Origin of the sequence: Alkalihalobacillus sp. CinArs1 (assembly GCF_947387515.1) — a bacterium.
Lineage (GTDB): Bacteria > Bacillota > Bacilli > Bacillales > Guptibacillaceae > Guptibacillus.
In genome coordinates this window covers 791,341-816,703 of sequence record NZ_CANDOB010000001.1, presented here as the reverse complement: position 1 = coordinate 816,703, position 25,363 = coordinate 791,341, and the positions used below count along the sequence as shown (strand labels likewise).

At 42.0% G+C, this 25,363-nt stretch carries 21 protein-coding genes; 14 read left to right on the top strand and 7 right to left on the bottom strand.

What is annotated here, in order from left to right; genetic code table 11:
• Positions 1-3 precede the first annotated feature (3 nt).
• Genes PFZ69_RS04295 through nagB form a run of 4 tightly spaced genes read left to right on the top strand, consistent with a single transcriptional unit; the run spans position 4 to position 4,272 of the window.
• Positions 4-1,530, top strand: a complete 1,527-nt coding sequence (locus PFZ69_RS04295; protein WP_270179781.1) for a sugar ABC transporter ATP-binding protein — start codon at positions 4-6, stop codon at positions 1,528-1,530.
• A 21-nt stretch (positions 1,531-1,551) separates the two neighbouring features.
• Positions 1,552-2,541, top strand: a complete 990-nt coding sequence (locus PFZ69_RS04290) for an ABC transporter permease (protein ID WP_270179780.1) — start codon at positions 1,552-1,554, stop codon at positions 2,539-2,541.
• Between the two features lie 19 nt (positions 2,542-2,560).
• Positions 2,561-3,511 (top strand): shikimate dehydrogenase family protein, encoded by a 951-nt coding sequence (locus PFZ69_RS04285; protein WP_270179779.1) that lies wholly within the window; start codon positions 2,561-2,563, stop codon positions 3,509-3,511.
• Between the two features lie 17 nt (positions 3,512-3,528).
• Positions 3,529-4,272, top strand: a complete 744-nt coding sequence (gene nagB / locus PFZ69_RS04280; protein WP_270179778.1) for a glucosamine-6-phosphate deaminase — start codon at positions 3,529-3,531, stop codon at positions 4,270-4,272.
• Positions 4,273-4,334: 62 nt separating this feature from the next.
• Here nagB and PFZ69_RS04275 read toward each other — a convergent pair whose 3' ends face one another.
• Positions 4,335-4,604, bottom strand: coding sequence for a hypothetical protein (locus PFZ69_RS04275; protein ID WP_270179777.1), 270 nt, complete (start codon positions 4,602-4,604; stop codon positions 4,335-4,337).
• A gap of 143 nt (positions 4,605-4,747) precedes the next feature.
• On the opposite strand from PFZ69_RS04275, the gene PFZ69_RS04270 reads away from it, so the two are divergent.
• The 9 genes from PFZ69_RS04270 (at position 4,748) to PFZ69_RS04230 (ending at position 14,004) form a co-directional block, all read left to right on the top strand.
• Complete coding sequence (locus PFZ69_RS04270; RefSeq protein ID WP_270179776.1) at positions 4,748-4,903, top strand: DUF1540 domain-containing protein; 156 nt, start codon at positions 4,748-4,750, stop codon at positions 4,901-4,903.
• Between the two features lie 128 nt (positions 4,904-5,031).
• Positions 5,032-5,535, top strand: coding sequence for a hypothetical protein (locus PFZ69_RS04265; RefSeq protein ID WP_270179775.1), 504 nt, complete (start codon positions 5,032-5,034; stop codon positions 5,533-5,535).
• Between the two features lie 152 nt (positions 5,536-5,687).
• A complete protein-coding gene (locus PFZ69_RS04260; protein ID WP_270179774.1) occupies positions 5,688-6,113 on the top strand; it encodes a DMT family transporter in 426 nt (141 codons plus the stop codon).
• Between the two features lie 27 nt (positions 6,114-6,140).
• Positions 6,141-6,827 (top strand): Crp/Fnr family transcriptional regulator, encoded by a 687-nt coding sequence (locus PFZ69_RS04255; RefSeq protein WP_270179773.1) that lies wholly within the window; start codon positions 6,141-6,143, stop codon positions 6,825-6,827.
• A gap of 24 nt (positions 6,828-6,851) precedes the next feature.
• Entirely contained in the window at positions 6,852-7,316 is a 465-nt protein-coding gene (locus PFZ69_RS04250; protein WP_270179772.1) for a DMT family transporter, read from the top strand.
• A 147-nt stretch (positions 7,317-7,463) separates the two neighbouring features.
• Positions 7,464-8,195, top strand: coding sequence for a MurR/RpiR family transcriptional regulator (locus PFZ69_RS04245; protein ID WP_270179771.1), 732 nt, complete (start codon positions 7,464-7,466; stop codon positions 8,193-8,195).
• A gap of 119 nt (positions 8,196-8,314) precedes the next feature.
• Positions 8,315-10,246, top strand: a complete 1,932-nt coding sequence (mngA, locus tag PFZ69_RS04240; protein WP_270179770.1) for a PTS 2-O-a-mannosyl-D-glycerate transporter subunit IIABC — start codon at positions 8,315-8,317, stop codon at positions 10,244-10,246.
• Between the two features lie 22 nt (positions 10,247-10,268).
• Positions 10,269-12,878: a mannosylglycerate hydrolase gene (gene mngB, locus PFZ69_RS04235; protein ID WP_270179769.1), complete on the top strand. Its 2,610-nt coding sequence runs from the start codon at positions 10,269-10,271 to the stop codon at positions 12,876-12,878.
• A gap of 7 nt (positions 12,879-12,885) precedes the next feature.
• Positions 12,886-14,004, top strand: a complete 1,119-nt coding sequence (locus PFZ69_RS04230) for a glycerate kinase family protein (protein ID WP_270179768.1) — start codon at positions 12,886-12,888, stop codon at positions 14,002-14,004.
• 51 nt (positions 14,005-14,055) lie between these two features.
• Here the strand turns inward: PFZ69_RS04230 and PFZ69_RS04225 are convergent, their stop codons facing one another.
• The 6 genes from PFZ69_RS04225 to katG form a co-directional block, all read right to left on the bottom strand.
• Entirely contained in the window at positions 14,056-14,943 is an 888-nt protein-coding gene (locus PFZ69_RS04225; RefSeq protein WP_270180613.1) for a S1C family serine protease, read from the bottom strand.
• Positions 14,944-14,960: 17 nt separating this feature from the next.
• Positions 14,961-15,335, bottom strand: coding sequence for a zinc-ribbon domain-containing protein (locus PFZ69_RS04220; protein ID WP_270179767.1), 375 nt, complete (start codon positions 15,333-15,335; stop codon positions 14,961-14,963).
• Positions 15,336-15,479: 144 nt separating this feature from the next.
• Entirely contained in the window at positions 15,480-16,859 is a 1,380-nt protein-coding gene (locus PFZ69_RS04215) for a PTS ascorbate transporter subunit IIC (RefSeq protein ID WP_270179766.1), read from the bottom strand.
• Between the two features lie 2 nt (positions 16,860-16,861).
• Positions 16,862-17,137: a PTS sugar transporter subunit IIB gene (locus tag PFZ69_RS04210; protein ID WP_270179765.1), complete on the bottom strand. Its 276-nt coding sequence runs from the start codon at positions 17,135-17,137 to the stop codon at positions 16,862-16,864.
• 15 nt (positions 17,138-17,152) lie between these two features.
• Entirely contained in the window at positions 17,153-19,258 is a 2,106-nt protein-coding gene (locus PFZ69_RS04205) for a BglG family transcription antiterminator (protein WP_270179764.1), read from the bottom strand.
• 325 nt (positions 19,259-19,583) lie between these two features.
• A complete protein-coding gene (katG, locus tag PFZ69_RS04200) occupies positions 19,584-21,830 on the bottom strand; it encodes a catalase/peroxidase HPI (protein WP_270179763.1) in 2,247 nt (748 codons plus the stop codon).
• A 308-nt stretch (positions 21,831-22,138) separates the two neighbouring features.
• Between katG and PFZ69_RS04195 the strand changes: the two genes are divergently transcribed.
• Positions 22,139-25,330 carry a DEAD/DEAH box helicase gene (locus PFZ69_RS04195; RefSeq protein WP_270179762.1) on the top strand — a complete coding sequence of 1,064 codons (3,192 nt, stop codon included), beginning with the start codon at positions 22,139-22,141 and terminating at the stop codon, positions 25,328-25,330.
• Positions 25,331-25,363 lie beyond the last annotated feature (33 nt).

Genomic DNA, 25,363 nt, shown 5'->3' with positions numbered 1-25,363 from the left:
CCGTTGAGTGTTACAACACTCAACGGGAATCTAAAGGAGGGAGTAATCATCGGAACGTCACTGATTCACATGGACAAAATCGTGAAGTCTTTTAACGGTACGTATGCTTTAAAGGGAGTGGACTTCGAAGTTAAGCCAGGAGAAATTCATGCACTCCTTGGTGAAAATGGTGCAGGAAAGAGTACGCTTATCAAAATCCTTACAGGTGCATATCGACCTGATAAAGGGAAAATTTTAGTTAATGGTAAGTCACATTCCTTTATCCCCGTTAAAGAGCTTGAGCAGCTAGGCATTTCAGTTGTATATCAGGACTTGAAGCTCGCACCAGGTGTCTCAGTCATGGAAAACGTCCTGATGGGGAACTTGCCGAAAAAATATGGGATGGTTGATTACCAAAAGGGGAGTGAGATGACGAACAAGGCTTTGAAAAAAGCTGGTATCAACCTTAACCCGTCTACCCTTGTAAAGAGTTTAAAAATAGCTGATCAAGAAATCGTAGCAATTGCTAAAGCTCTATCAAAAGATGCTAACGTGCTTATCCTTGATGAGCCAACTGCACTGTTAGCGGAAGATGATGTGCAGCGCCTTTTTGATATTTTACGAGAGTTGGTCAAGAAGGGTGTCTCCATCGTCTACATATCGCACAAAATCGAGGAAGTTTTCGCGATATGTAATCGAGCGACGGTTCTAAGAGACGGGAACAAAATCTGGACGAAGAATGTGTCTGATCTTAGTAACGATGAGTTGATTGAAGCCATATCAGGCAAGGTTCATAGAAATGATGACGTGTATACAGAGTCACAGCTAGGAGACGAGGCAATATCCGTTCAAGGATTGAACCATAAACCGTACTATAGTGATGTTTCGTTTCAGATTAATAAAGGAGAAGTTGTGGGGCTCTTTGGTCTGATTGGTGCAGGAAAAAGTGAGCTATTAAAAGGTGTCTTCGGTGAAATGAAAGCACAGTCTGGCAAAGTTAAATTAAACGGAGAGGCTTTCAAACCTAAGTCACCTTCTGATTCCATTAAACGAGGAATCGGCTTTGTACCTGAAGACCGAACAACAGAAGGCTATCTACCAAGGATGCCAATCCACGTTAATGCAAATGTTGCGACATACCGAAGTTTCTCAAAGAAAGGTTTCATTCGTGGTGGATTTGAAAGAGAGCATGCGCTCGCTCTTTTGGAGGATTTCAACGTGAAGTACAGTTCTCTTGAACAACACATCGATGGCTTGAGTGGAGGGAATCAACAGAAGGTCGTCGTAGCGAAATGGATTCATCCGAATACGAAGGTGCTTCTTCTTGATGAACCGACAGCTGGAATCGATGTAGGAGCAAGGCGTGACATTTTTAAGATATCTAGAAAACTAGCAGATGAAGGAAAGTCGGTTATCTACTGCTCATCTTACCTCCCTGAAATAATGGAGGTAGCGGATCGAATCTTGGTCATGAGCGACGGAAGAATTACAGGTGAATTTGACCGAGAATCTTTTGATGACATGGCGATTATGAAAGCAGCTTACAAATAAAACGTGATAGGAGGGAATGTAATGGAAAAGACAAGTACAACAGTTGGTGTAAAAAGTTATTCAGAAAAAAAGGGAACTCTAAAGTGGAACGCCTGGCTCTCGAAAGCTTCTCTGCCTCTTGTCTTACTAGCAATGTGGGTTGTGATGTTCTTCTTGAATCCTAACTTTCTATCAGTTGACAATCTATCAAACTTAGGAAGACAAACCGCAATTATCGGAATCGTAGCGATTGCTCAGACACTCGTTATCATTACGAAAGGAATCGACTTATCAGTTGGAGCAACGCTAGGTATATCGAGTGTCATATCTGCACAGCTTCTTGTGTCAGGTACCTCAGTCTGGGTAACCATTCTTGCCATAATACTTGTTGGATTAATGATTGGAGTGCTCAACGGCATGCTAGTTTACGATGCGAAGATAACGCCGTTTATTGCGACTCTCGGTACGATGACGATTGTTCGTGGTGCTACGTTATTAACAAGTGATGGACGAATCATAAGCGGACTGCCTAGTGAAGTCACGAAAATTGCTGAGCTATCTATTTTAGGAATCCCTTCTCTGCTTTTCATCCTTCTCATTATTGCAGTGCTAGGAGCACTTATGATTCGTTATACGGTTTTTGGGCGTAATTTATTCAGCATTGGAAGCAGCGAAGAATCTGCCCGTCTCTCGGGTGTGAACGTCAGGATTACTACATACGGTGCCTATGGAATTGCAGGTGTACTTTCCGCCATAGCTGGTTTTCTATTGACGACGCGCCTTGCGAGTGGCATTCCTACGGCAGGTGAAGGCTACGAGCTTGATGCGATCGCTTCAGCTGTTATCGGTGGTGCAAGTCTTTTCGGAGCACAAGGTAGCATCATTGGAACGGTTATTGGCTCTTTCATCATGTCAACTCTACGAAACGCAGGGAATCTACTGGGTATCCAGCCTTTCTGGTTACAGATTGCAATCGGTGTTCTATTACTAGCTGTTGTGTTCTTTGATCAACTTCAGAAAAGACGTTCATAACTAAAGGAGGAAACGGGAGATGAAACTAGAAAAAGCAACGCAGCCAACGTTTTACTTTATTGGAGTCACCACATCAAAATCGTCTATCATGAAGCTCTTTCCATTATGGGCAGAGGCACTAGGGCTTCATGATGTTGTCATTAAAGGAATCGATATTGACATTCACGAGGATCCTGAGGTTTACCGTAACGTCGTTCAATTTTTAAAAGATGACGAACTTTCCTTGGGAGCGCTCGTAACTACGCATAAAATTGATTTATATAACGCTGCAAAAAATTTGTTTGATGAACTTGATCCATACGCAGAACTATTTGGTGAGCTTTCCTGTATTTCAAAACGTGACGGAAAATTAATTGGACATGCAAAGGACCATATCTCGAGTGGCCTTTCAATGCAATCCTTTATACCGGATGACTTCTGGGAGGAATACAGCGGTGAAGCCTTTATCATGGGGGCAGGTGGGAGTGCCATCGCCATTGCCTCTAATCTTCTTGAGAAAAACAATGGTGAAAATGTCCCATCTAAGCTTCATGTTACGAATCGAAGTCAGCCGAGATTAGCTTCCATGGAGCGCATTATGAAGTCAATTAGAGATGATATACCAATCGATTATAATCTAGCCACTGAGTCTACTTCGAATGATTTAGTCATGGAGAACGTGAAGCCGTATTCCCTGATTGTAAACGCAACAGGACTTGGTAAGGACCGTCCAGGATCTCCCTTGACGAATAACGCAGATTTTCCAGTAGGTAGTCTTGTTTGGGAGCTAAATTATCGTGGTGATTTGCTGTTCATGCAACAGGCAAACAGTCAGCGTGATACAAAAAACCTGCATGTAGAAGACGGTTGGATTTATTTTATCCACGGTTGGACACAGGTCATTTCGGAAGTTTTCAATCTTACTATAGATTCAGAAATATTCAATAACCTTGAAAAAATCGCTACAGAATTTAATACTGTGAAGAAATAACAGAAAGGTGATCGGTAATGAAATTTATCATGGCCAAAAATAAAGATGAAGCTAATGAACGAGCTGGAGAGCTCGTAATCGATCGACTACGAAAAAAGAAAGATCTCGTGCTTGGACTTCCAACAGGAAATACACCGGTCGGCATTTATTTGGAGTTGGTAAAGGATTACAAGCAGAATGGGACAACATATCATAATTGTACTACGATTAATATCGATGAATACATCGGACTAAACAGAAGACACCCAAACAGCTATCATGCTTATATGCACGATCACCTTTTTGACCATATCGACATTCAGGAAGAAAACACTTATATTCCAGATGGAACGGTAGTAGATGTTCAACGAGAGTGTGAACGATATGACAAGGTAATTAAACAGAAAGGACCACTCGACCTTCTAATCCTAGGAATAGGTCACAACGGTCATATTGGCTTTAATGAGCCAGGCACTTCGTTTGATTCAACAACCCACCTTGTTGAGTTAACAGAAGAAACGAAGAAGATAAATGCAAAGCATTTTTCTTCGTTTGACGAGGTACCTCGGGCTGCGATTACAATGGGACTTCAAACGATGATGGAAAGCCGAGAAATTCTTCTCGTTATTTCTGGAGAGGGTAAAGCAGATGCCTATCGTAAGTTCCTTGAAACAGAAAAAATGGAAGACTTTCCTGCTTCTGTACTGAAAGGTCATCCTAACTTAACTGTTATCGTAGACGAGAAGATGATCCGATACGGAAATGTTGTAAGTAAAATTTAATAACAATTTGCTTACTAAAAAAGCTGGTAGTAGCCAGCTTTTTTAGTAAGCTTTTCTATACATTATTTTTCAGCCGTAACACCTTTCTCCCTTATTAATGCAGGAACCTTCTTCTCATTCTTAAACAGTAAGTAGTGAGCAGTTGCAACTTTTTCTTCTACGTAATCGATTGAAAATGAGCCATTGGGGTCCGTTAGGTTTCCGATTGCACGCGACAGAAGATCGATCACTTGATTCGAATGGGAGCAATCTTGTGAACTTCCTTCTTTATTCATTTCATCCATAATGTCGTAAGCTAAATGTTGAATGCGATTCAATCGTGCGAGGTCCATTCCACACTCCTCCTCTTCAGTTTTCTAACCGATAATGATTATATGTAGAAAAAGAGGGTATATGAAAAGTAGTTACACCTTATCGTTATGTATGAATTTCCATTGGAAAGTTAATTCTAATAACAAAAAAGAGGTGATTTTTGATGGCACAAGATGTTCTTTGCGAAGTAAGTAACTGTGTGTATAACAGAGGCGGAGAGACTTGTACGGCGGATAAGATTTTTGTTGTTAGTCACAAAGGGAATAAGGCTCGTGATAGTGAAGAAACGGATTGTAAAACATTTGAACCGAACATGTAAGTTTGGAGAGGCAGCCAGTGGCTGTCTCTTTTTTATTAGAGGCTAGGTTTTTACGATACACAATTGACGTTGATAATCATTATCAACTATAATGGTGGTAGGTTAACATAGAAATGGAGTTGAGTTAAATGATTCAAGCAGATAGTTGGAGACAAGAGCTTCAAATGTTTGTGGATCAAGTCGTAAAGCGTGTTTATGCATTACCGAAACATCAGAGAAGTCTATTGACTACTCTTGAATTCATTGAAGCAGAGCAATCTTCACTAAATCGAGATCTCTTCCCTTCTCAGGGATGTTATTACATAAAGTTAGCACAAATCATGGATCACCTTATTCAAGGATTAACCGAAGCAAAAGATAAAGAAGCGTGGTTTTGTGAGTTTTGGCGTGGGTTTGATGAGATTCAAGGCACGGAATTCAGCCTGAATTCCGTCATCGTTCATCAGACGGATAAAGAATTAACCGTTCAGAAATATGTCGTTGATCTACTTGAAGACCAGGTGAACCAGTTCCAGCAAAACGTTATTGAATGTTCGAAGCACATGTTTAAACGAATCCCAGATATCATTGAAATAATCGTACTTACAACTGGAAAGAAAAAAATCCTTTTGCCTGAACCGACATCTATTTAAGTCCCTATTCTCCCTCACTCGTGTAAGGGGGATTTTTTTTATGTGATTTAAGTTTTTTATAAAAAAAATGCTTCTGAGGACATATGTCCTAACTTGCTCGTTGTGTTTTGCTTTTTAATAAAGAAGTAGAAAACATGTAAGAGGGTGAGAAAATGAAAGGAAGTATCTTTGCGCTTTTAGGCGGAGCATTTATTACGTTACAAGGTGTTGCGAACGCGCGTATTAGTCAAGATGTTGGCGTCTGGCAGGCGACAACGGTCACTCAGTTTGTTGGATTTTTGTTAGCGTTGGTGATTTTGATCAGTCTTCGTAACAAAACGTGGCGAAGTGTAACACAAGTGAAGCCTCTGTATTTGATGGGAGGCACATTTGGCGCGATCGTGGTGTTCAGTAATATCACGGCGATTCAAAAGATTGGTGTCACGGTAACGATTTCTGCATTATTGATCGCGCAGCTTCTTTTAACCTTCGTGATCGATAGCAAAGGCTGGTTCGGTGTTGTCAAACAGAAGATGAAGCTTCCACAGTTTATCGGTATCGGGATGATGATTGCCGGAGTGGTTATGCTAACCATTTAATAGAAGTAAGAGAAGGGATGGAGTTTCATGAAAAGGACAGTTGATCAACTAATTGACGAATACATTGAAACGTATAAGCTACAGACGATCTTTAATAAAGAACTCCGTTCAAAATTCTCACTCTATACGTACGAACATGGAGAACGCATCGGTGATCAGGGAGGACCTGCAGAGCATTTATATGTTCTTGTAAAAGGGAAAGTCAAGATTTATACGACGTCAGAAGAAGGAAAGACGCTTATTCTCTCTTTTAAAACACCGATTGAATTGATCGGTGACATCGAATACGTACGCGGAGGCAGCTTGATCAATACAGTCGAAGCGGTTTCGACGGTACATCTCTTAGGGATCCCTTACACTGCATTAAGAAAATACGGTGGAGATGACCCTGCATTTCTTCAGTTCTTGCTCAAAATTATTACAGATAAATTTTATGTCAAATCGAATTCCCTTAGCTTTAACCTTATGCAATCTGTTGATGTGAGGCTGGCAAGCTACCTTCTCTCAGTTACAGAAGATGAACATGAATTGGAACAAGATAAAAAAGTCAATTTGACCGATGCTTCGAACCTGATCGGAACGAGCTATCGCCACCTTAATCGGATTATTAAACAGTTCTGTGAAGAAGGTTTGATCGAACGGAGCAGCGGTGGCATTTTAGTGAAGGATCGAAAAGGTCTTGAAGCGTTGGTCGGTCAAAGTATATATGAATAGCAATCAATTTGAGGTGATTATAAAATGATGATCGGTTTACTAATGGCAGTCATCGCTGGCTCATTTGTTAGTTTGCAAAATATCTTCAATAGTAAAGTAAGTGAACGAGCAGGATCCCTAGTTACAACAACGCTTGTGTTAGGTCTAGGATTTCTCGCTTCCTTTGTGATTGGATTGTTTGTTGAAGGTGGAAATCTATTTATGCTTGCAGATATGAAGCCTTGGTACTGGTTAATCGGTGCGATCGGTATCGGTGTCGTGGTCTGCTTAGTGCAAAGTATTAACCACCTAGGTCCTACATTCGCCATTTCGATCGTGATGGCTTCACAGTTAGGTTTTGCCATTCTTTCAGACTCACTCGGCATTTTAGGATTGAAACAAGTCCCTTTCACATTTCAACAGCTTTTAGCGGTCATCGTGATTGTCTCCGGAATGATTATTTTTAAAATGAGTGGTAAGAAAGAGGAAGAAGTTGCGAAGGCTGCTTAATTCGTGATGAAAATATAGATCTATCCACCTTATCTTGTAGTAAGGTGGATTTTTTGTACCTAATTTCACTGGATTAACCTGGTCGTTCCAACAACTAAACCAACGGTGGTAAAATAAGTGTAAGACTACGCGTGAAGGAATGGTGTCATGTTATCTTTGGAGGAACGCTATCGCAAATTTGAATTTCAGTTGACTGATTTAGAAGATCAGATCATTCAATATATGCTCGAGCATCGTAGAGATGTTGTGAAGATGTCGATTCAGAAGCTTGCAAAGGAAACACATACTGTTCCGAATTCGATTATGAGATTGATGAAGAAGTTAGAGTATGAAGGGTTTACTCAGTTAAAGCTTCGACTTAAAGATGAGATGGAAGAAACGGAGACAAACCCTGATTCGTTTCAATATGAAATCGAGCGAACGTTTGAATTAACAGATCCGAAGCTGATCGAAGTTGCGAGTGAATGGATGCATCAATCTCAGCGGTTGCTCGTATACGGTGCAGGAGCACTTTCCTATATTAGTGAACTGCTCGTTATGAATATTAAACCCTTCCATAAAGACGTAACGTTTACCGTACATAGACATCAAAATATAGCTGCGTTACACCATTTTACGAAAAAAGATCTGGTTATTCTCTTGAGTCAGTCAGGAGACACGGATCAAACCGTTGAACTTGCAGAATATGCGAAAGAGCGCGGTGCACGGGTTTTAGGAATGAGTCATATGGGTGAAAGTCGTTTGAGTCGGGTTGCGGATTTAATGCTGTATTGCTATGCACCTAAGGAAGAAATAAAAGGATATAATACTACGAATTTCGTCCCGATGGCGATCGTTGGACGAAAGGTAGTCGAAGCTTACAGGAAGCTCTGTGTATAAATACACAGGGCTTCTCTTATAGAGATCAGTTTTGTGAATGCGCTAACAAAAATAAGGGATAGAAGAAAAAATCCTTTAAGCTGTAGTTGTAAGCGATTACTTGATGAGGGGGTATAAACATGAACCTACAAAGCGTCACTTCTCTCGATTTGATTAAGATCAATCAACAGTACGCTTCAAAACGTGAAGCAATAGAATCATTAACAGAAGCCTTAGACGTAGCAGGTAAGCTATCAGATAAAAACCAATACTTAGAGGCGGTGTTAGACCGCGAAAAACTTTCACCGACAGGTTTCGAAGGTGGACTTGCTATTCCACATGGAAAATCGACCGGTGTAAAAGAAGCGGCTTTTGCTGTTGCTACGGTAACAAAGCCGATAGAGGATTGGGAAAGCGTCGACCCGACTAACGAGGTAGACCTCGTCTTTCTCCTCGCGATTCCTGAAGCAGAAGCAGGTACGACGCATGTTTCTCTTCTAGCGGATTTAGTTACGCGACTTTCCGACCCAGCTTATAAAGATCGGTTAGTAAAGGTGCAATCAGCAAAAGATCTCTATGATGCGCTAGGCAATGCAGAGGAAAAGGTATCTAGGGAAGAAGATGAGTCTCGTCCTCTCGTTCTAGGTGTTACCGCCTGTCCTGCAGGTATCGCGCACACATACATGGCAGCAGAAGCTCTTTCAAAAGCAGCCGAGGGACTAAATGTAAGGATGAAAGTAGAAAAGCAAGGTGCGAATGGAATCGAAGGGCGTCATACGAAGAAAGACTTAAGTGAAGCTGTTGGGGTCATTTTCGCAAACGATGTAGCAGTGAAGGACCAAGATCGGTATAAGCACTTACCGATCGTGAAGACGAATGTCGCGTCTCCGATGAAAGAAGGAAAACAGCTGATTGAAAAAGTGCTGCAAAAGAAACGTTCTGATGACCAAAATATCGACCATTTAGATGAGATGGATGAAGAAGAAGGTGGTAAGCCTTTCAAAACGGAAATCAAAGATTCCATCTTAACAGGGATCTCGTACATTATTCCAATCATCGTAGCTGGTGGTATGATTTCAGCTTTTGCAACATTAATTGCACAAGGATTTGGTATGGAGGAGCTCCTTGCTACCGAAGGATCATGGCTGAATCAAGTGAAAACGCTTGGAGGACTGCTATTAAGTACGCTGATGGTACCCGTTCTTGCAGCATATATGGCGTACTCGATCGCTGATAAGCCTGGTCTTGGTCCTGGTTTTGCAGCAGGTGTAGCTGCAAACATGATTGGAAGCGGGTTTCTTGGCGGGATGCTAGGTGGATTTCTCGCAGGTTTCCTATTGAAATATATGAAGCAGAAAATTAAGCCGAGCGGAACATTCGCTGGTTTTGTGAGCTTCTGGGTCTACCCGGTATTTGGCTCACTCATCACGATTTTAATCATGCTGTTTGTAGTCGGTGAACCCGTTGCATGGTTGAATGGGGCACTTCTAGGTTGGCTTGATGGGATGACAGGTACAAATGCAATTATTCTTGGTGCTTTAATCGGTGGTTTCGTTTCATTTGATTTAGGTGGTCCAGTTAATAAAGCGGCTTATACGTTCTGTATCGGTGCGATGGCGAGCGGTAACTTTATTCCTTACGCTGTCTTTGCATCAGTAAAGATGGTGTCGGCATTCTCCGTTACAGCAGCAACGATCATTGCGAGTCGTTCGTTCAGTCAAAGTGAAAAAGCAGTTGGAAAACAAACGTGGATACTAGGTTTGGCCGGAATTACAGAAGGAGCGATTCCGTTCATGATCAATGATCCGATTCGCGTGATCCCATCTCTAGTCGCAGGTTCTGCCGTTACAGGAGCAATCGTATCTGTCGCGAATATCGGACTAAATGTCCCGGGCGCAGGCATCTTCTCACTTGCTCTACTACAAGGCGGATCAGGTGGCGTCATGAATGCAGTGATCTGGTTCGGAGCTGCGATCGTTGGTGCAGCAATATCAACTCTTCTCTTAATTCTATCTAGAAAACAAAAAATCCATAAAGTTGGATACGAAAAAGCGCTAAAACAAGCAGCATAATTTTTAAACGAGGTGAAGCAGCATGGCAGCGAACGTACACATCGTCCCACATATGCACTGGGACAGAGAATGGTATTTCTCAACGGAAGAATCACGTATTTTACTCGTTAACAATATGGAAGAAATTTTAACAAGGCTCGAAACCGATCCAGACTATCCTTACTATGTATTGGATGGACAAACCGCAATTCTAGAAGACTTCTTTGAGATTCGTCCTGACCAACGAGACCGCGTCAAACGCCTCATTCAAGCAGGTAAATTGATTATTGGCCCGTGGTATACGCAAACGGATGAAATGGTCGTTGGAGGAGAATCAATCGTACGAAACCTTTATTATGGAATGAAAGATTCCAAGGAATTTGGTGAGCCAATGAAGATCGGCTACCTTCCAGATTCATTTGGGCAATCAGCTCAAATGCCGCAAATATTGAATGGGTTCGATATTAAGTATTCGATATTCTGGAGAGGAACATCTGAACGTCACGGTACGGATAAGACGGAATTTTATTGGACAGCACCAGGGGGCTCTAAAGTCCTTGTACAGCTGATGCCGCTCGGATACGCAATTGGAAAATATCTTCCAGAAGAAGAGGAAGCATTGCAAACGAGAATGGATAAGTACTTTAAAGTATTAGACCGCGGGGCTACTGGAGAAGATGTGCTTCTTCCTAACGGACATGATCAGATGCCGATCCAGCAAAATATATATGATGTGATCTCTAAGTTAGAAAAGCTTTATCCAGAAAGAGAGTTTTTCTTAAGCCGCTATGAAGACTTACTAGAGAAGATCGAGAAAAGCGAAGGGCTCGATGAAATTTACGGCGAATTTCTTCACGGGAAGTATCAGCGTGTCCATCGAAGCATTTATTCGACTCGCGCAGACATTAAAGCTGCAAACACGCGCATTGAGAATAAATTAACGAATCATCTAGAGCCATTAGCGTCTCTAGCATACAAACTAGGATTTGAGTACCACCACGGGTTGATCGAGCCGATTTGGAAAGAAATCATGAAAAATCATGCACATGATAGTATCGGATGCTGCTGTTCTGACAAAGTTCATGCTGAAATCATGGGACGTTTTCAAAATGCAGAAGAGCGCACGGATCGCTTGATCGATTTCTACAAACGGAAGATCGCGGATCACATCGATACAGAGAAAACGGACGATCGTCTTGTATTATTCAACTTATTACCTGAACAGCGTGAAGAAGTTTATACAACTGCGATTACGACGAAATTTGAAGGCTTCAAACTGATCGATGACCATGGAGAAATTTTATCATATGAGATTCTTTCAAAAGAGATCGTGGACCCTGGCTTGATCGACCGTCAAATCGTTCACTATGGAAACTATGATCCTTTTATCAAATATACGATTCAAGTAAAGCCAAACTTACCGGGAATCGGATACCGTACGTATACGGTTGTGGAAGATGAGGATATTCAATCTGTATTACCTAGTGAGAGGTATCGAGTCGTCGAAACAGAAGCCTATGTGATCCATTTCGAAAACAATGGAACGCTAACGATCAAAGATAAGCAGTCTCAGAAAACACATGACGGTGTACTGAACCTTGAAAACCTCGGTGATGATGGGGACGAATATGACTTTTCACCTTTAGAAGAGGAAAAAGCTCAATTTAGTCGTCATAAAGTATCTGATGCAGAAGTTCGTGTACAAACAACAAAAGAGGCGTACCTTGCTCAGATTTCTTATGAGTGGAACGTACCAGCTAATCTAGAGACTAGAAAAAAAGCGGGTCGTGAATGGACGACGTTATCATTCACCTTTGACCTTAAGATCCCAGTAGAAGGAAAAGCGATCGAAGTGACGTGTAACGTTACGAACACGGCAAGTGATCATCGTATCCGCGTTCTCATTCCAACTGGAATCGCGAGCTCCTTTTCTTTCGCTGACCAGCAGTTTGGAACGATCGAGAGGAACGTCATCGATGAGGGGATGGACGTTTGGGAAAGAGAAGGCTGGGATGAGCGACCAGATGCGATTTATCCATTCCTTAGCTACGTAGGCTTAGAAAGTCAAGAAGACACCGCGATCGTAATGACTAAGAGCGTCAGAGAATATGAGATTATAGGCGAGCGGTTTGATACCATTGCGCTGACACTTTTCCGCTGTGTAGGTGTGCTAGGTAAAGAGAACCTTGTTCGAAGACCAGGTCGTCCATCAGGGATCAAACTTCCAACACCAGACTCTCAAATGCTAGGTACGTATCAGTTTGAGTTTGGTTTTGCTTATGCGAAAGGCAATCGAGATGAATCGAAAGTAGCACATCTCGTGAAACGCTATTTAAGTCCTTTTGTTTCTTATAACAAGATTCCGCATAATGCGATGAAGCTAAATCAAGAGGATGTTCGTGTACCTTCAGAGTATAGCTTGTTTAGCTTCGAAGAAAGTGATCTCGTGATGAGTACATTGAAAAAGGCAGAATCCGAGGAAGCGTTGATTTTGCGTTACTATAATCCTACACGGAATGATCAGACGCTCAAGCTCGAGCATCCTTCGCTCACAAAAGTAGAAGAAGTTAACCTAAATGAAGTGAAAAAGGGCAGAGGAACAACGGAACTACAACTCTCACCAAGTCAGGTGAAAAGCTATTTGGTTCAGTGAGGGTGAGATGATGAACGTACTGGTTGCAATGGATTCGTTTAAAGGTTCTCTTTCTTCAAAGGAAGCTGGTGAGGCAGTAAAAGTTGGGGTTCATCGAGTGTTCCCAGATAGTTTCGTTGACGTCATCCCGATTGCTGATGGAGGAGAGGGGTCGTTAGAGGCGATCAGTTCTCTTCCAGGGCAGTTTGAAACGGTCGTGATTCACCAACTTGATGGTAAGAAGCGAGAGGCACGCTACTATCGAACGAATAAGGCTGCTTACATTGAATCAGCTGAAGCGGTAGGGTTGCATTTAATCGATGCGGAGGAATTAGTGCCGTACAGGTTAACGAGCTACGGGATTGGCGAGCTGATTTTGGATGCAGAGAAGAAAGGTAGCAAAGATATCTACGTCTTTCTTGGAGGGACAGGGACGACGGATGGAGGGCTTGGAATGCTTCAAGCACTTGGGGTCAAATGCTTTGACAGTTCAAATAATGAGCTACCGTCCACCCATAATCCACTTCTTCATACAACTTCAATTCAACGTAGTACACAAAGAGTCAAGGCTAATCTCTATTTAGTAACGGATGTTGATAATCCATATCACGGTGAGCTGGGAGCGGCTTATGTGTTTGGTCCACAAAAAGGGATGAAGAAATCAGATGTTCCAGTTTATGATGCTGCCCTTCGTAAAGCAGCAACACTTCTTTCTATTTCAGGGCAAGAAAAAGGAGCAGGAGGTGCTGGCGGCATCGGTGGAGCGCTCTACTCGCTTGGCGCAACTAGGGTAGCTGGTATCGAGTGGATGCTGGATCATCTAAAAGTAGAAGAAAAGCTGAAAAAAGCTAACGTTATCTTTACTGGAGAGGGCCAAATCGACCGACAAACAGCTTATGGAAAAGTTCCTGCAGGAGTAGGAGGTCTAGCTTATAAGCATAAGATCCCATGCTTTGCATTAGCAGGGCACGTCGTTGAACCAGTGGATAATCTATATGAAAAACTAACCTCTGTTGTTTCAATTCAGCAAGGATGTCACACACTAGAGCATGCTATTGATCCAGAAATTACGAAGTCTCAGCTTGCTTATAGTGCAGAGCAGGTAGTCCGGATTTGGAAGTCGAGTCGACAAGTTTCTGAAAAATAACAAAAACACACATCCTTTATCGAAGGATGTGTGTTTTAGGATATGGGAATTCTATTGATAAATTTCAATATATGCAATTTTATAATTCCCATATTCATCTGTAACGACGGTATAATCTTTTATTCGTTCGTAAACGCTCCATTCACCTGCGGCGTTCATAAAGTCGAATGTTTCGAAGGTGCTAACAATGGCTCGATCGGATTGTGAGTCAATGTTCGTTACTTGATTTGAGGTGAAGTTGAAGGCCATTCCTTTTCCAGTTATTTCATCTAGATAGTCTGCAAGTTCATAATACGCTTCGCTGTCATACAGCAAAAAGTCTTGTATAAAACTGAAGTCTTCATATTGCAGTGCCACTTCATAACTCGCTCGGAAATTGACGATGAAATTTGATAAACTTTCCTCATCAAAAACGATCGGATGATTCTCCGCTTCATTATCGTATTCATATTCTTCATAGGTATCGAACTCATTGTAAAAATAAAACGTGTTAGCAACTTGACTCTCATTCATTGGTGAGTTAGACCAGCTTTCTAGTAACTCGGTCATCGTATACATAGGGATAGAGAAAGCAATGGATGTATCGCTCGTTAATAAAGCGGAGTTAATTCCGATTACTTTTCCGGTCTTCCCATCCAATAATGGACCGCCGCTGCTTCCTGGTGAGACTTGCGCATCGATTTGATACACGTTTTCGTATTGAAATTCTGTAACGAATGAGCGGTCGAGTCCTGTTAAGTACCCGATTGATGCAGTGTTTTCTAACCCGCGAGGACTTCCGAGTGCAATCACTTCTGTTCCTACTTCCGATTCTTGCATTTCGAGTTCTAAAGGAGGTGTACCTGCTAAGGTATCGGTTTTAATTAATGCTACATCATATTGATTGGATATCCCTATTACCTGACCATTCATTTCTCGGCCATTCTGGTCTCTTACGATAACATGAACGAAACCTGCTACAACATGAGCGTTGGTTGAGTGGATGGTTTTACTTGAGGAGCCTTTTGAACAGTAGAATTCTTTTCTTCCTTATCCACAGTAGTCGTTTCTTTTTCGGTATCCTTTTTAGCTGCCGTTTGTTCCTCTGATTGAGGAGCATTTGCTTCAACATCAGTTTGAGATTGAATCTCTTCTTTCCCTAAAATTTCTTCAGTTCGTGTGTTATTAAGAACGAAATGATAAATTAATCCACCGCTCATCAGAAGAACAATGATTAGCATACTAGTAAACAACCATTTGCTTTTTTTCTGCTTATTCGTATAAGAGTGACCGCATTGAATACAAAACCGAGCATGTTCTGTGTTTTTAGTCCCGCAATTAGGACAAAACATACGAATCTCCTCCTCTTATAACTTACTATTGTAATTATACCGCGTAGCCAAGTGTATAGGGAAACTAAAAAAGGAAAATTCTTTCAAATTATAATGTAAAGACCATAGAAAAAAAGCAACCTACTATGAGGTTGCCTTTTTATACTAAACTGCTTCTTGTGTTTCATCTGTATTGTTTTGTTCTTTTTTACGTTTCATTTGTGCAGCACCTACGAAAATAGCGGTTAGTAATCCACCAATAATAATGAGGAACATAATCTTAGAAGATAGTAGCTCGATTAAGTTACCGAGTAGAATGCCAACTACTGCAAAGTCAGAGTCACCAAACGTTGTTCCTTCGAATCCTAGTGAACCTAGTACTGGAAGAAGCAGCGCTGGCAAGAAGCTGATAAGGGCTCCATTTGCCATTGATCCAAAGATTGCTCCTTTTCGTCCACCAGTTGCATTTCCGAAGACGCCTGCTGCTGCGCCTGTGAAGAAGTGTGGAACCAAGCCAGGTACAATTACTTTAAGTCCGAGTAGAGGGAGAATGAACATGCTAAGAAGTCCTGCTACGAAGCTAAAGAAAAACCCGATGATAACGGCATTGTTCGCGAATGGAAAAACTGATGGGCAATCGAGTGCTGGAATGGAATTTGGTACGACCTTATCTGCAATTCCCTTAAATGCGGGAACGATTTCAGATAGAAGCATTCTTACCCCCGCCAGAATGATGTAAACACCGGCTGCGAACGTTAGTGCTTGCATGAAAGAAAATACGAGGAAGTTTGTTCCCCCGCTTAGCTCTGATTCAATGAAAGAGGGCCCTGTAAAGAATGCAACGACTATGAAGAGAATCGCCATTGTCAATGAGACAGATACGGATGTGTCCCTAAGGAAGTTTAGTGTCTTCGGAACTTTAATTTCTTCAGTAGATCTTGAATTCTTTCCTACTGCTTTTCCAACAGCTGCTGCTAAGAAGTAACCAAACGAACCGAAGTGACCGATCGCAAAATCATCACTGCCAGTAATTTTTCTTGTATAAGGTTGAAGAAGAGCAGGAAGAAGGACCATAAGTGATCCAAGAATAACAGATCCTGTGACGATCATCGTGATACCGCTAAACCCGCCAGTTGTTAGGATAACAGCGATAAGACATGCCATGAACATCGTGTGGTGGCCTGTAAGGAAGATGTACTTAAATGGTGTCACACGTGCTAGGATGATGTTTACAACCATTCCGAACAGCATGATCATTGCCGTTTCTGCACCAAATGATTCCTGTGCTAACGCGACTATCGCTTCATTGTTCGGGATGATACCTTGGATTGCAAAAGCATGATCGAACATACTACTGAAGTTATTGAGGGAGGCTACTAGTACAGTAGCACCTGCCCCTAGAATAACAAAGCCCATGATCGTTTTGAGCGTACCAGATATGACGTTCGCGAAGTCCTTCTTCTGAAGGAGGAGACCGATTAGGGCGAATAGCCCCACAAGGATAGCTGGTGTTCCTAAGATGTCCTTCATTATAAGATCGACCATAATTAAGCCCCTTTCAGATTTGCTTCGATCGCCGTTCTTAGCTCGTTTTTATCCATAAGGTTATTTAGTTTGATCACATTGCGGTTACCGTCTTCAAGATTTTCTACGATCTCAGTTGAACCTAAAAAGTAATCAGCGTTCTCAGATTTACTCGTTGTGAGGTCTGTGTGATCTACTTCAGCTTCAATCCCAAGTTCATTTAGGATTTTTTTTACGTTCATTTCCACTATAAAGCTACTTCCAAGTCCATTTCCGCATACTACTAGAATCTTTTTCATTTGATAGTCTCTCCCTTAATTTGAGTATTTTGATACAAGTTTAATAATGTCGTCTTTCTCAGTTGAGTTATAGATAATATCCAGGTTTTCTTGTTCAGATAGTAAGTCTGAAAGCTGTGCAAGTGCTTTGAGATGTGTTTCGTTATCTACGGCAGCCAGCACGATCAGTAGTTTTACTTGGTGCTTGTCTTTATCAGAAAAAGGAACCGTCTTATCTAAGCGAAGCAAGCTCATGCCTACTGTATTTACGCCTTCCTCAGGACGCGCATGTGGTATTGCGATACCTGGAGCAATCACGACGTATGGTCCGAGGTCTTCTACATTCTTGATCATGGCATCAATATACGATGAAGAAATCTGTTCCTTAGCTAGAAGTGGCAATGAAGCTGTTTTGATCGCTTCTTTCCAGTCTGTAGTGTGTGTAGCGAATTGAATCGTTTCTTCATGCAGTAAGTCATTTAACATAGGTCTTTCAAACCTTTCTATTGATAAGGTGGTTGGTGTAGGATCGAAAAGGTGATTCAATTCGTTCCTCAATGCTTCCTCGTCACGTATTGTTCCGTGTTTTTTTACTAATTCCATTACGATATCACTCGTAGGCACTTTGGAATCGTTCGGTGTCGACTGGATTTCCTCAATCCAATGAAGGATTTTCTCCTTATCCTGTTGCGTCAAAATTGGACTGACCGTTAGAACTGGTACTGATTCATGTTGAATTGGAGAAGTAGAGAATACGTAATCAATGTCATATTGATTGTTAATAAACTGTCTTCTTGAAACGGTTCCGACGACCTCAACATTTGTTAAAAGCTTCTCCAACTGGCCCTTTAAAATGTTTGAGGTTCCGATTCCCTTCTCACAAACAATGATCGCTTTTCCAACCTTTATTCCCGGCAGCTCTTCTTTCTGCATCCATGCACCAAAGTGCATAGCGAGATACGCGATTTCATCATCTGGTAGTTTCTTGGACGTCATCAATTCGACGGGCCAAACAGCTCGTTTTGTAATCGAAAAGACGTCTGGATATTCTTGTTGAACGGATGCTGTTAACTCGTTCGTGATTGGAACGTTGTACTTTAATCGGTAGTACGTTGGCTTAAGATGAAGAAAGAGAGCTTCTTCGAGTTCTTTGCGTTGTTCGAAAAGGATACAAGCATAGATTTGAAATTCATGAACGATTTCACTCACAACTTCTCTAAGCTTCTCGATTTCTAGGTTACCAACCGCACTTACTTCTGAGTAATTCACCCGAGATCCGAGGAGATGCATGGTAATAAAACAAATCTCATCGGTAGAAAGTGAAAGTTTGAATTGAGATTCTAATTCCTCTGAAATACGAGTTGCAGCTTCGTACTCTCTTGTAGATGAGACGGCCTCTTTTTCATCAGGATCGAGTTGAATGCGGTGCTCGCCTTTCAACCGTTGAAGGAGTACAACGAGTTGTATAGCGAGGACTTGAATTGTATCGTCCGTTAGTTCGACCTTTAGGATTGGCTCGACATTGATGATGATCTGTTTTATTGGAAGTAAGTTCGTGTAAATATGTTCTTCTTCGTTTTTTACGAGCGGATAGACAACGTTCATCATCTCTGTTAATTGTTTGTTCGTTAGAACTTCTGTAAGAAAACGACTCAACAACCTGCGCTTGTTCTCTTCTTTTCCTTCAACAATATAACCAGTTGCACGGTCGAACTGTAAGTCAAGCTCTTCATCTTCTAATAGTCGAATAACGATCTTTAAGTCTTTAGAAGCGGTTCCGCGACTCACCTTTGTTCTCTCCATGAAATCTTTCATGAAGGTTGGTTTATCATTCGTTAGAAGTTCAATCCCAATCAACGTAACACGTTCAGTTTGTGAGTAATGGTATTGCCATTCTTTTAATTCTTTCATCAAGTAAGGAACGTTCTCTTTCGTTTGTTCGGATAGGTAATAGCCCATTCCCTGTTGTGTTTGAATAATCGGTAACTTGTTATCTTCTAACCAGTCGTTGATCTTTTTTAAGTCATAATGAACAGTTCGCTTTGAAATACCTAGCTGCTCAGTTACGTGATCAACCGTAACGAGATCAGTTGCATTTACGAGTTTCGTTAATAGAAATGTACTTCTTTCATCAAGTGACATGGAGATCTCCAACTCCTTACGATTGCAAAATGATACAGATGAAACAAATCATGATTTGATAGTGCCAAGTATAAAGCAGGTAGAGTGCATATGAAAGGGTTTGCAACGTATAGTCTTTGTATTTTGTGAATTTGCAAAAGTGAACGGTTTTAATTTCAATGTTTTGTTGAATGTTATCCATATATAACCAAAGATGAGAAGAGGGGTAAGACCGTATTCAGGTGGGGAGTAATATGAGTTTTATTGAAGTTAAAGCAACAAAAAAAGCACCCTACCGGATGCCTTTGAATCAGTTTGATTCATAGTCTAGTAGGGTGCTTAGTTATTATGCGTTTTGAGATGTTACGACGTTTTTATTTGATTTAAGATCGAAACGATCAGCGTCCATGATCTTAACCCAAGCATTTACGAAGTCGCGAACAAATTTCTCTTTGTTATCTTCCTGCGCGTATACTTCGACCATTGCACGAAGAACGGAGTTTGAACCAAATACGAGGTCCACACGGGAAGCCGTTCTTACAAGCTCACCAGTCTTGCGGTCGTGTCCTTCGTATTGGTTAAAGCCGCTTGGCTTCCATTCAATACCCATATCGAGGAGATTTACAAAGAAATCGTTTGAAAGCGTTCCGACTTTGTTAGTGAATACGCCATGTTTCGTATCGTTATAGTTTGTTCCTAATACTCGCATTCCACCAACTAACACCGTCATCTCAGGAGCAGATAGACCGAGCAATTGTGCTTTATCGACGAGTAGTTCTTCAGGGCTTAGCGTGTATTCTTTCTTCTGGTAATTACGGAACCCGTCTGCCATCGGCTCTAGTACTTCAAAGCTTTCAATATCTGTTTGTTCTTGGGTCGCATCGCCTCGTCCAGGAGAGAATGGAACAGTGATGTCGACACCTGCATCTTTTGCAGCTTTTTCTACTGCTGCAGAACCACCTAGAACGATCAAGTCAGCAAGGCTAACTTTTTTATCAAGGTCGTTTTGGATGTCTTCATAGATCGATAGTACGCGAGAAAGCTGTTCAGGCTCATTTACTTCCCAACTCTTCATCGGCTCAAGACGAATGCGAGCACCGTTTGCGCCACCGCGGTTATCTGAGCCGCGGAACGTGCTAGCGGAAGCCCATGCAGTCGTAACAAGCTCACTAATCGTTAATCCAGAGCTTAGAATTTTTGATTTCAGATCTTCGATTTCTGCGTTCGTTAGTTCATAGTCAACTGTAGGAACTGGATCTTGCCAGATCAAATCTTCTTCTGGCACTTCAGGACCAAGGTATCTTGCTTTTGGACCCATGTCACGGTGAAGCAATTTGAACCATGCACGAGCGAAAACATCTGCGAAATACTCTGGATCCTGGTGGAAACGACGAGAGATCTTTTCGTAGATTGGGTCTTCGCGAAGAGCCATGTCAGCAGTTGTCATCATCGTGTTCACTTTGATAGACGAATCCTCAGCGTCTGGTGCAAGGTGTTCTTCTTTCGGGTTAACTGGCTTCCATTGATGTGCACCAGCAGCACTCTTCGTGAGCTCCCATTCATAACCGAATAGTAGATCGTAGTATCCGTTATCCCATTTCGTAGGGTTCGCAGTCCATGCGCCATCAATACCACTTGTGATGGTGTCGCGTCCTTTCCCACTACCGTGCGTGCTCTTCCATCCTAATCCTTGTTCTTCGATGTCAGCCGCTTCTGGAGCTGCACCTACATGTGCTTCTGCATCTCCTGCGCCGTGTGCTTTACCGAATGTGTGACCGCCGGCCGTTAATGCAACGGTTTCCTCATCGTTCATCCCCATACGAGCGAATGTTTCACGAATATCACGTGCACTTGCAAGAGGATCAGGGTTACCGTTAGGTCCTTCAGGGTTTACATAGATTAGCCCCATCTGAACAGCAGCGAGCGGGCTTTCAAGTTCGCGGTCACCAGAATAACGGTTATCCGCTAACCATTCCTTTTCCATTCCCCAATAAACATCTTCTTCTGGATGCCATACGTCTTCACGTCCGCCTCCGAAACCAAATGTTTTCAAGCCCATGTCTTCAAGTGCAACGTTACCCGTTAGTACGAGTAAGTCAGCCCAGGAAATCTTGTTTCCGTATTTTTGCTTGATCGGCCATAGTAAACGTCGCGCTTTATCCAAGTTAGCGTTATCCGGCCAGCTGTTGAGTGGTGCGAAACGCTGTGTACCCGTTCCACCGCCTCCACGTCCGTCGCCTGTACGGTAAGTACCGGCAGCATGCCACGACATACGGATAAAGAGTGGTCCGTAATGACCGTAGTCAGCTGGCCACCAGTCTTGGCTAGTCGTCATCAAGTCTCGAAGGTCTTGCTTCAGTGCATAGTAGTCTAGTTTTTCAAATTCTTCTGCGTAATCGAAGTCATCACCCATTGGGTTCGTCTTTCGATCGTGCTGATGAAGTATATTAAGGTTCAGTTGGTTAGGCCACCAGTCTTTGTTAGTCGTTCCAACTTGTGTTGTAGTGATCGCATTTTCCTCTTTCGTCTTGCCGTGAGATACAGGGCATTGTCCAGCTGCAGCTTGGCTATCGTGCATTTCGTTTTTATCCATGTGTAATTTCCCTCCTAAAAAATGAGTAAAATGTGGTGATAATGTTTCTTAGATTATAATTATAATAAATTAATAGTTATTTTGAAAGAAAAACGACTCTATTTTTTAAAAAAGTTTGATAGTCTAGTGAAAATACACGGTTTTCATAAAACTAAATTTGTGCTGAGCTTCTAATGAAGAGGGTCTTTTTATTGAAGGTAAGGGTTTAAAAGTGGCAAGTACACTATGATAAAATGAGACAAAGAGTAACATGTCGGCAAGTGTAATACATGATGCCCCTCAACATTTGAAAGAAGGACGAGGATCTGATGGATATAACCTTAAGCAATAAAATAATAAAAGAACGATGCGGTAACCTTTCTTTCAAAAGAGGGGAGGACTATTATCGCTCAAATAAAGTAACGTTTCATGACTATCAAACGGACTATTGTAAAGCGACGGTTTCTGGAACAGAAGATTTTCAAGTGACTCTTGTAAATGATTCCGGTAGTTATAAAGGTGAGTGTAGCTGTCCCTCCTTATTGAACTTTCAAAAGGACTGTCAGCATATTGCAGCTGTGTTGATTGGGATAAAGGATATTCATGATGGAAGGGTTTCACCGAATACGGATGATCCTTCACCAAATGTGACGGAAGATTTTATGAAGTTATTCAATGAGAAACCTACAAGAACGGGTGAGCAACGGTTTTTCGAAAATAGAAAAACTCTCGATGTGACGTTTACTTGTAAACCAGTTTCAGTGGAAAATGGAGATTACGTGCTAGGAATTGAACTAACAATCGACCATACGAAGGTGCATCATGTACGAAGCTTTCTTATGGACATCAGACAAGGCAAAGCGAGCGACCTTTCTTCTATGTTTAGGTATGATCCGTCCGTCCATTGCTTCTCAGCAATAGCCGATACGATCATCCACCAGCTCATCCAAGTCGTCCTTGATGAAGAAGCATTTCTTGAATCGATCGAGAGTAAGAAAGAAAGCTTGGTGACAAGTCAAATGCTCCTTGTCCCCCCATCTGCATGGATGAAAGTTGTACCGCTTATTAAGGATGGTTCAGTTGTCCAAATTGAATACGGTGGCGAACGGTTTGAGCGCATCCAAATAATTGACGGAACGCCACCCATCACCTTTCTATTCGACGAAATACGAGGGGATACCTTCCAATTATCTATGAATGGTTTGGAACGAATGCTCATACTGAGATCCTACCGTTCTATCTTGTACGACGGAAAACTATTTCAGTTGGATTGGCGAGATTGTGAGCGTTTATATGACCTTACTCAAATGCTTCCATCCAGTAATGAGAATGTTATTCCGATTCCTGCAAAACATATCGATCATTTTCTCGAACATATTGTTCCAGATCTAAAAAGGATCGGAAGCGTCAAGCTTTCACAATCGATCAATCAAAGATTTTATAAAACGCCTCTCGTTGCAAAGCTCTATTTAGATCGTCTTAAAAATCGGTTACTCGCTGGATTAGAGTTTCACTATGATGGAGTCGTCATTCAACCGCTCGAGAGCAGAGATGTTCCTACAGGTGAGGCAATTATTCGAGATCTTGAAAAAGAAGAAGAAATTCTCAGATTGATGGATGATAGTGGATTTTCGAAAACAGACGGAGGGTATCATATGCAAAATGAAGCCCTCGAGTATGAGTTTCTCTACCATGTTGTGCCTAAGCTCCAACAGAAAGTTCAACTCTATGCGACTACAGCGGTTCGCAATCGTCTCGTGAGAAAAGGCAATCATCCTACAATCAGGGTGAAGCATAAAAAGAAGGAACGGACGAACTGGTTGGAATTTAAGTTCGAGATGGACGGAATATCCGATAACCAAGTGCGTGAGATATTAGAGGCGTTAGAAGAAAAACGAAAATATTATCGGTTGAAGAACGGCTCTCTCTTATCACTTGAAACGAGCGAAATGGAAGAGATGCATCGTTTTCTAACCACCGTCCCACCTCAAGATGAAGCGTTTGAGACAACCTTAAACCTCCCTGTAGAGAAAGGTCTCTATGTACTCGATTCGCTAGGGGATATGGTGAAAGCAGAGGAGTCATTTAAGAAATTTCTTGATGGGATGTATCGCCCTGAGCAGATAGATGTTGAAGTGCCACAAGATTTACAGCATATTTTGCGGGACTATCAAATCACAGGGTACAAATGGATGAAAACCCTCGCGAGCTATGGTTTCGGAGGCGTGCTTGCTGATGATATGGGACTTGGGAAAACACTGCAAAGCATCACTTACATTGTATCTGAGTTATCATCGATTCGAGAAAGCAAGAAGCCGATTTTAATCGTTTGCCCTTCTTCACTTACGTATAATTGGTTACATGAGATGAAGAAGTTCGCACCTGGCGTCCATTCTGTCGTCATCGATGGAACGAAAGCCAATCGAGAGAAATTACAGAAAGACTGTAATGAAGCGGATGTCTTAATCACCTCTTATCCTCTTCTTCGGAGAGATAGGAAATGGTATAGCGACCAAGCCTTTCACACGGTTTTCTTTGACGAAGCGCAAGCATTCAAGAATCCCTCCACACAAACAGCACGTGCGGTGAAAATGATCAGAGCAGATCAGCGCTTCGGACTAACAGGGACTCCTGTAGAGAATTCGATCGAAGAGCTTTGGGCGATTTATCACGTGGTATTCCCGCAATTATTTGGTGGTCTCAATGATTATAGTCACCTGACGAGGAAAACCATCGCAAGACGAGTACGGCCGTTCTTGCTGCGGAGAATGAAGGGAGATGTTCTTGCTGAACTGCCTGGCAAGATGGAGTCTTTAGAATCATCGGAGCTTTTACCTGAACAAAAGAAGCTTTATGCTGGTTATTTAGCGAAGCTTAGAACGGATACATTGAAGCATCTTGACCGAGATACGATACGGAAAAATCGTATAAAAATCTTAGCCGGTTTAACACGATTGCGACAAATTTGCTGTCACCCCGCCCTTTTTGTTGATGGATACAAAGGGAGTTCAGCTAAGTTTGAACAGCTTCTACAAATCATCGAAGAATCTCGTGTATCAGGTAGGAGAGTATTGATCTTCTCACAGTTTACTCAAATGCTGAAGCTAATCGGAAAAGAACTCACGAAGCGCGGACATACTTATTTCTATCTTGATGGAGAAACACCCTCTGAATCACGGTTGGAAACGTGTCAGCGATTTAACGCAGGTGAAAGAGAACTGTTTCTCATTTCATTAAAAGCAGGAGGAACCGGGCTCAACTTAACAGGAGCGGACACCGTCGTCCTCTACGATCTCTGGTGGAATCCTGCAGTTGAAGAACAAGCTGCTGACAGAACTCACCGCATGGGGCAGGACAAAGTAGTCAATGTCATCAAACTCGTAGCGCGAGGAACGATCGAAGAGAAGATGAATGATCTTCAAGAGAAGAAAAGAGAGATGATTGCAGACATTATTAATCCAGGTGAGCATGAGCGAACGAGGTTAACGGAAGATGATATACGTGAGATATTTTTGGAGTAAATAAGGGGTAAGCACTAGAGGGCCATTTAAATA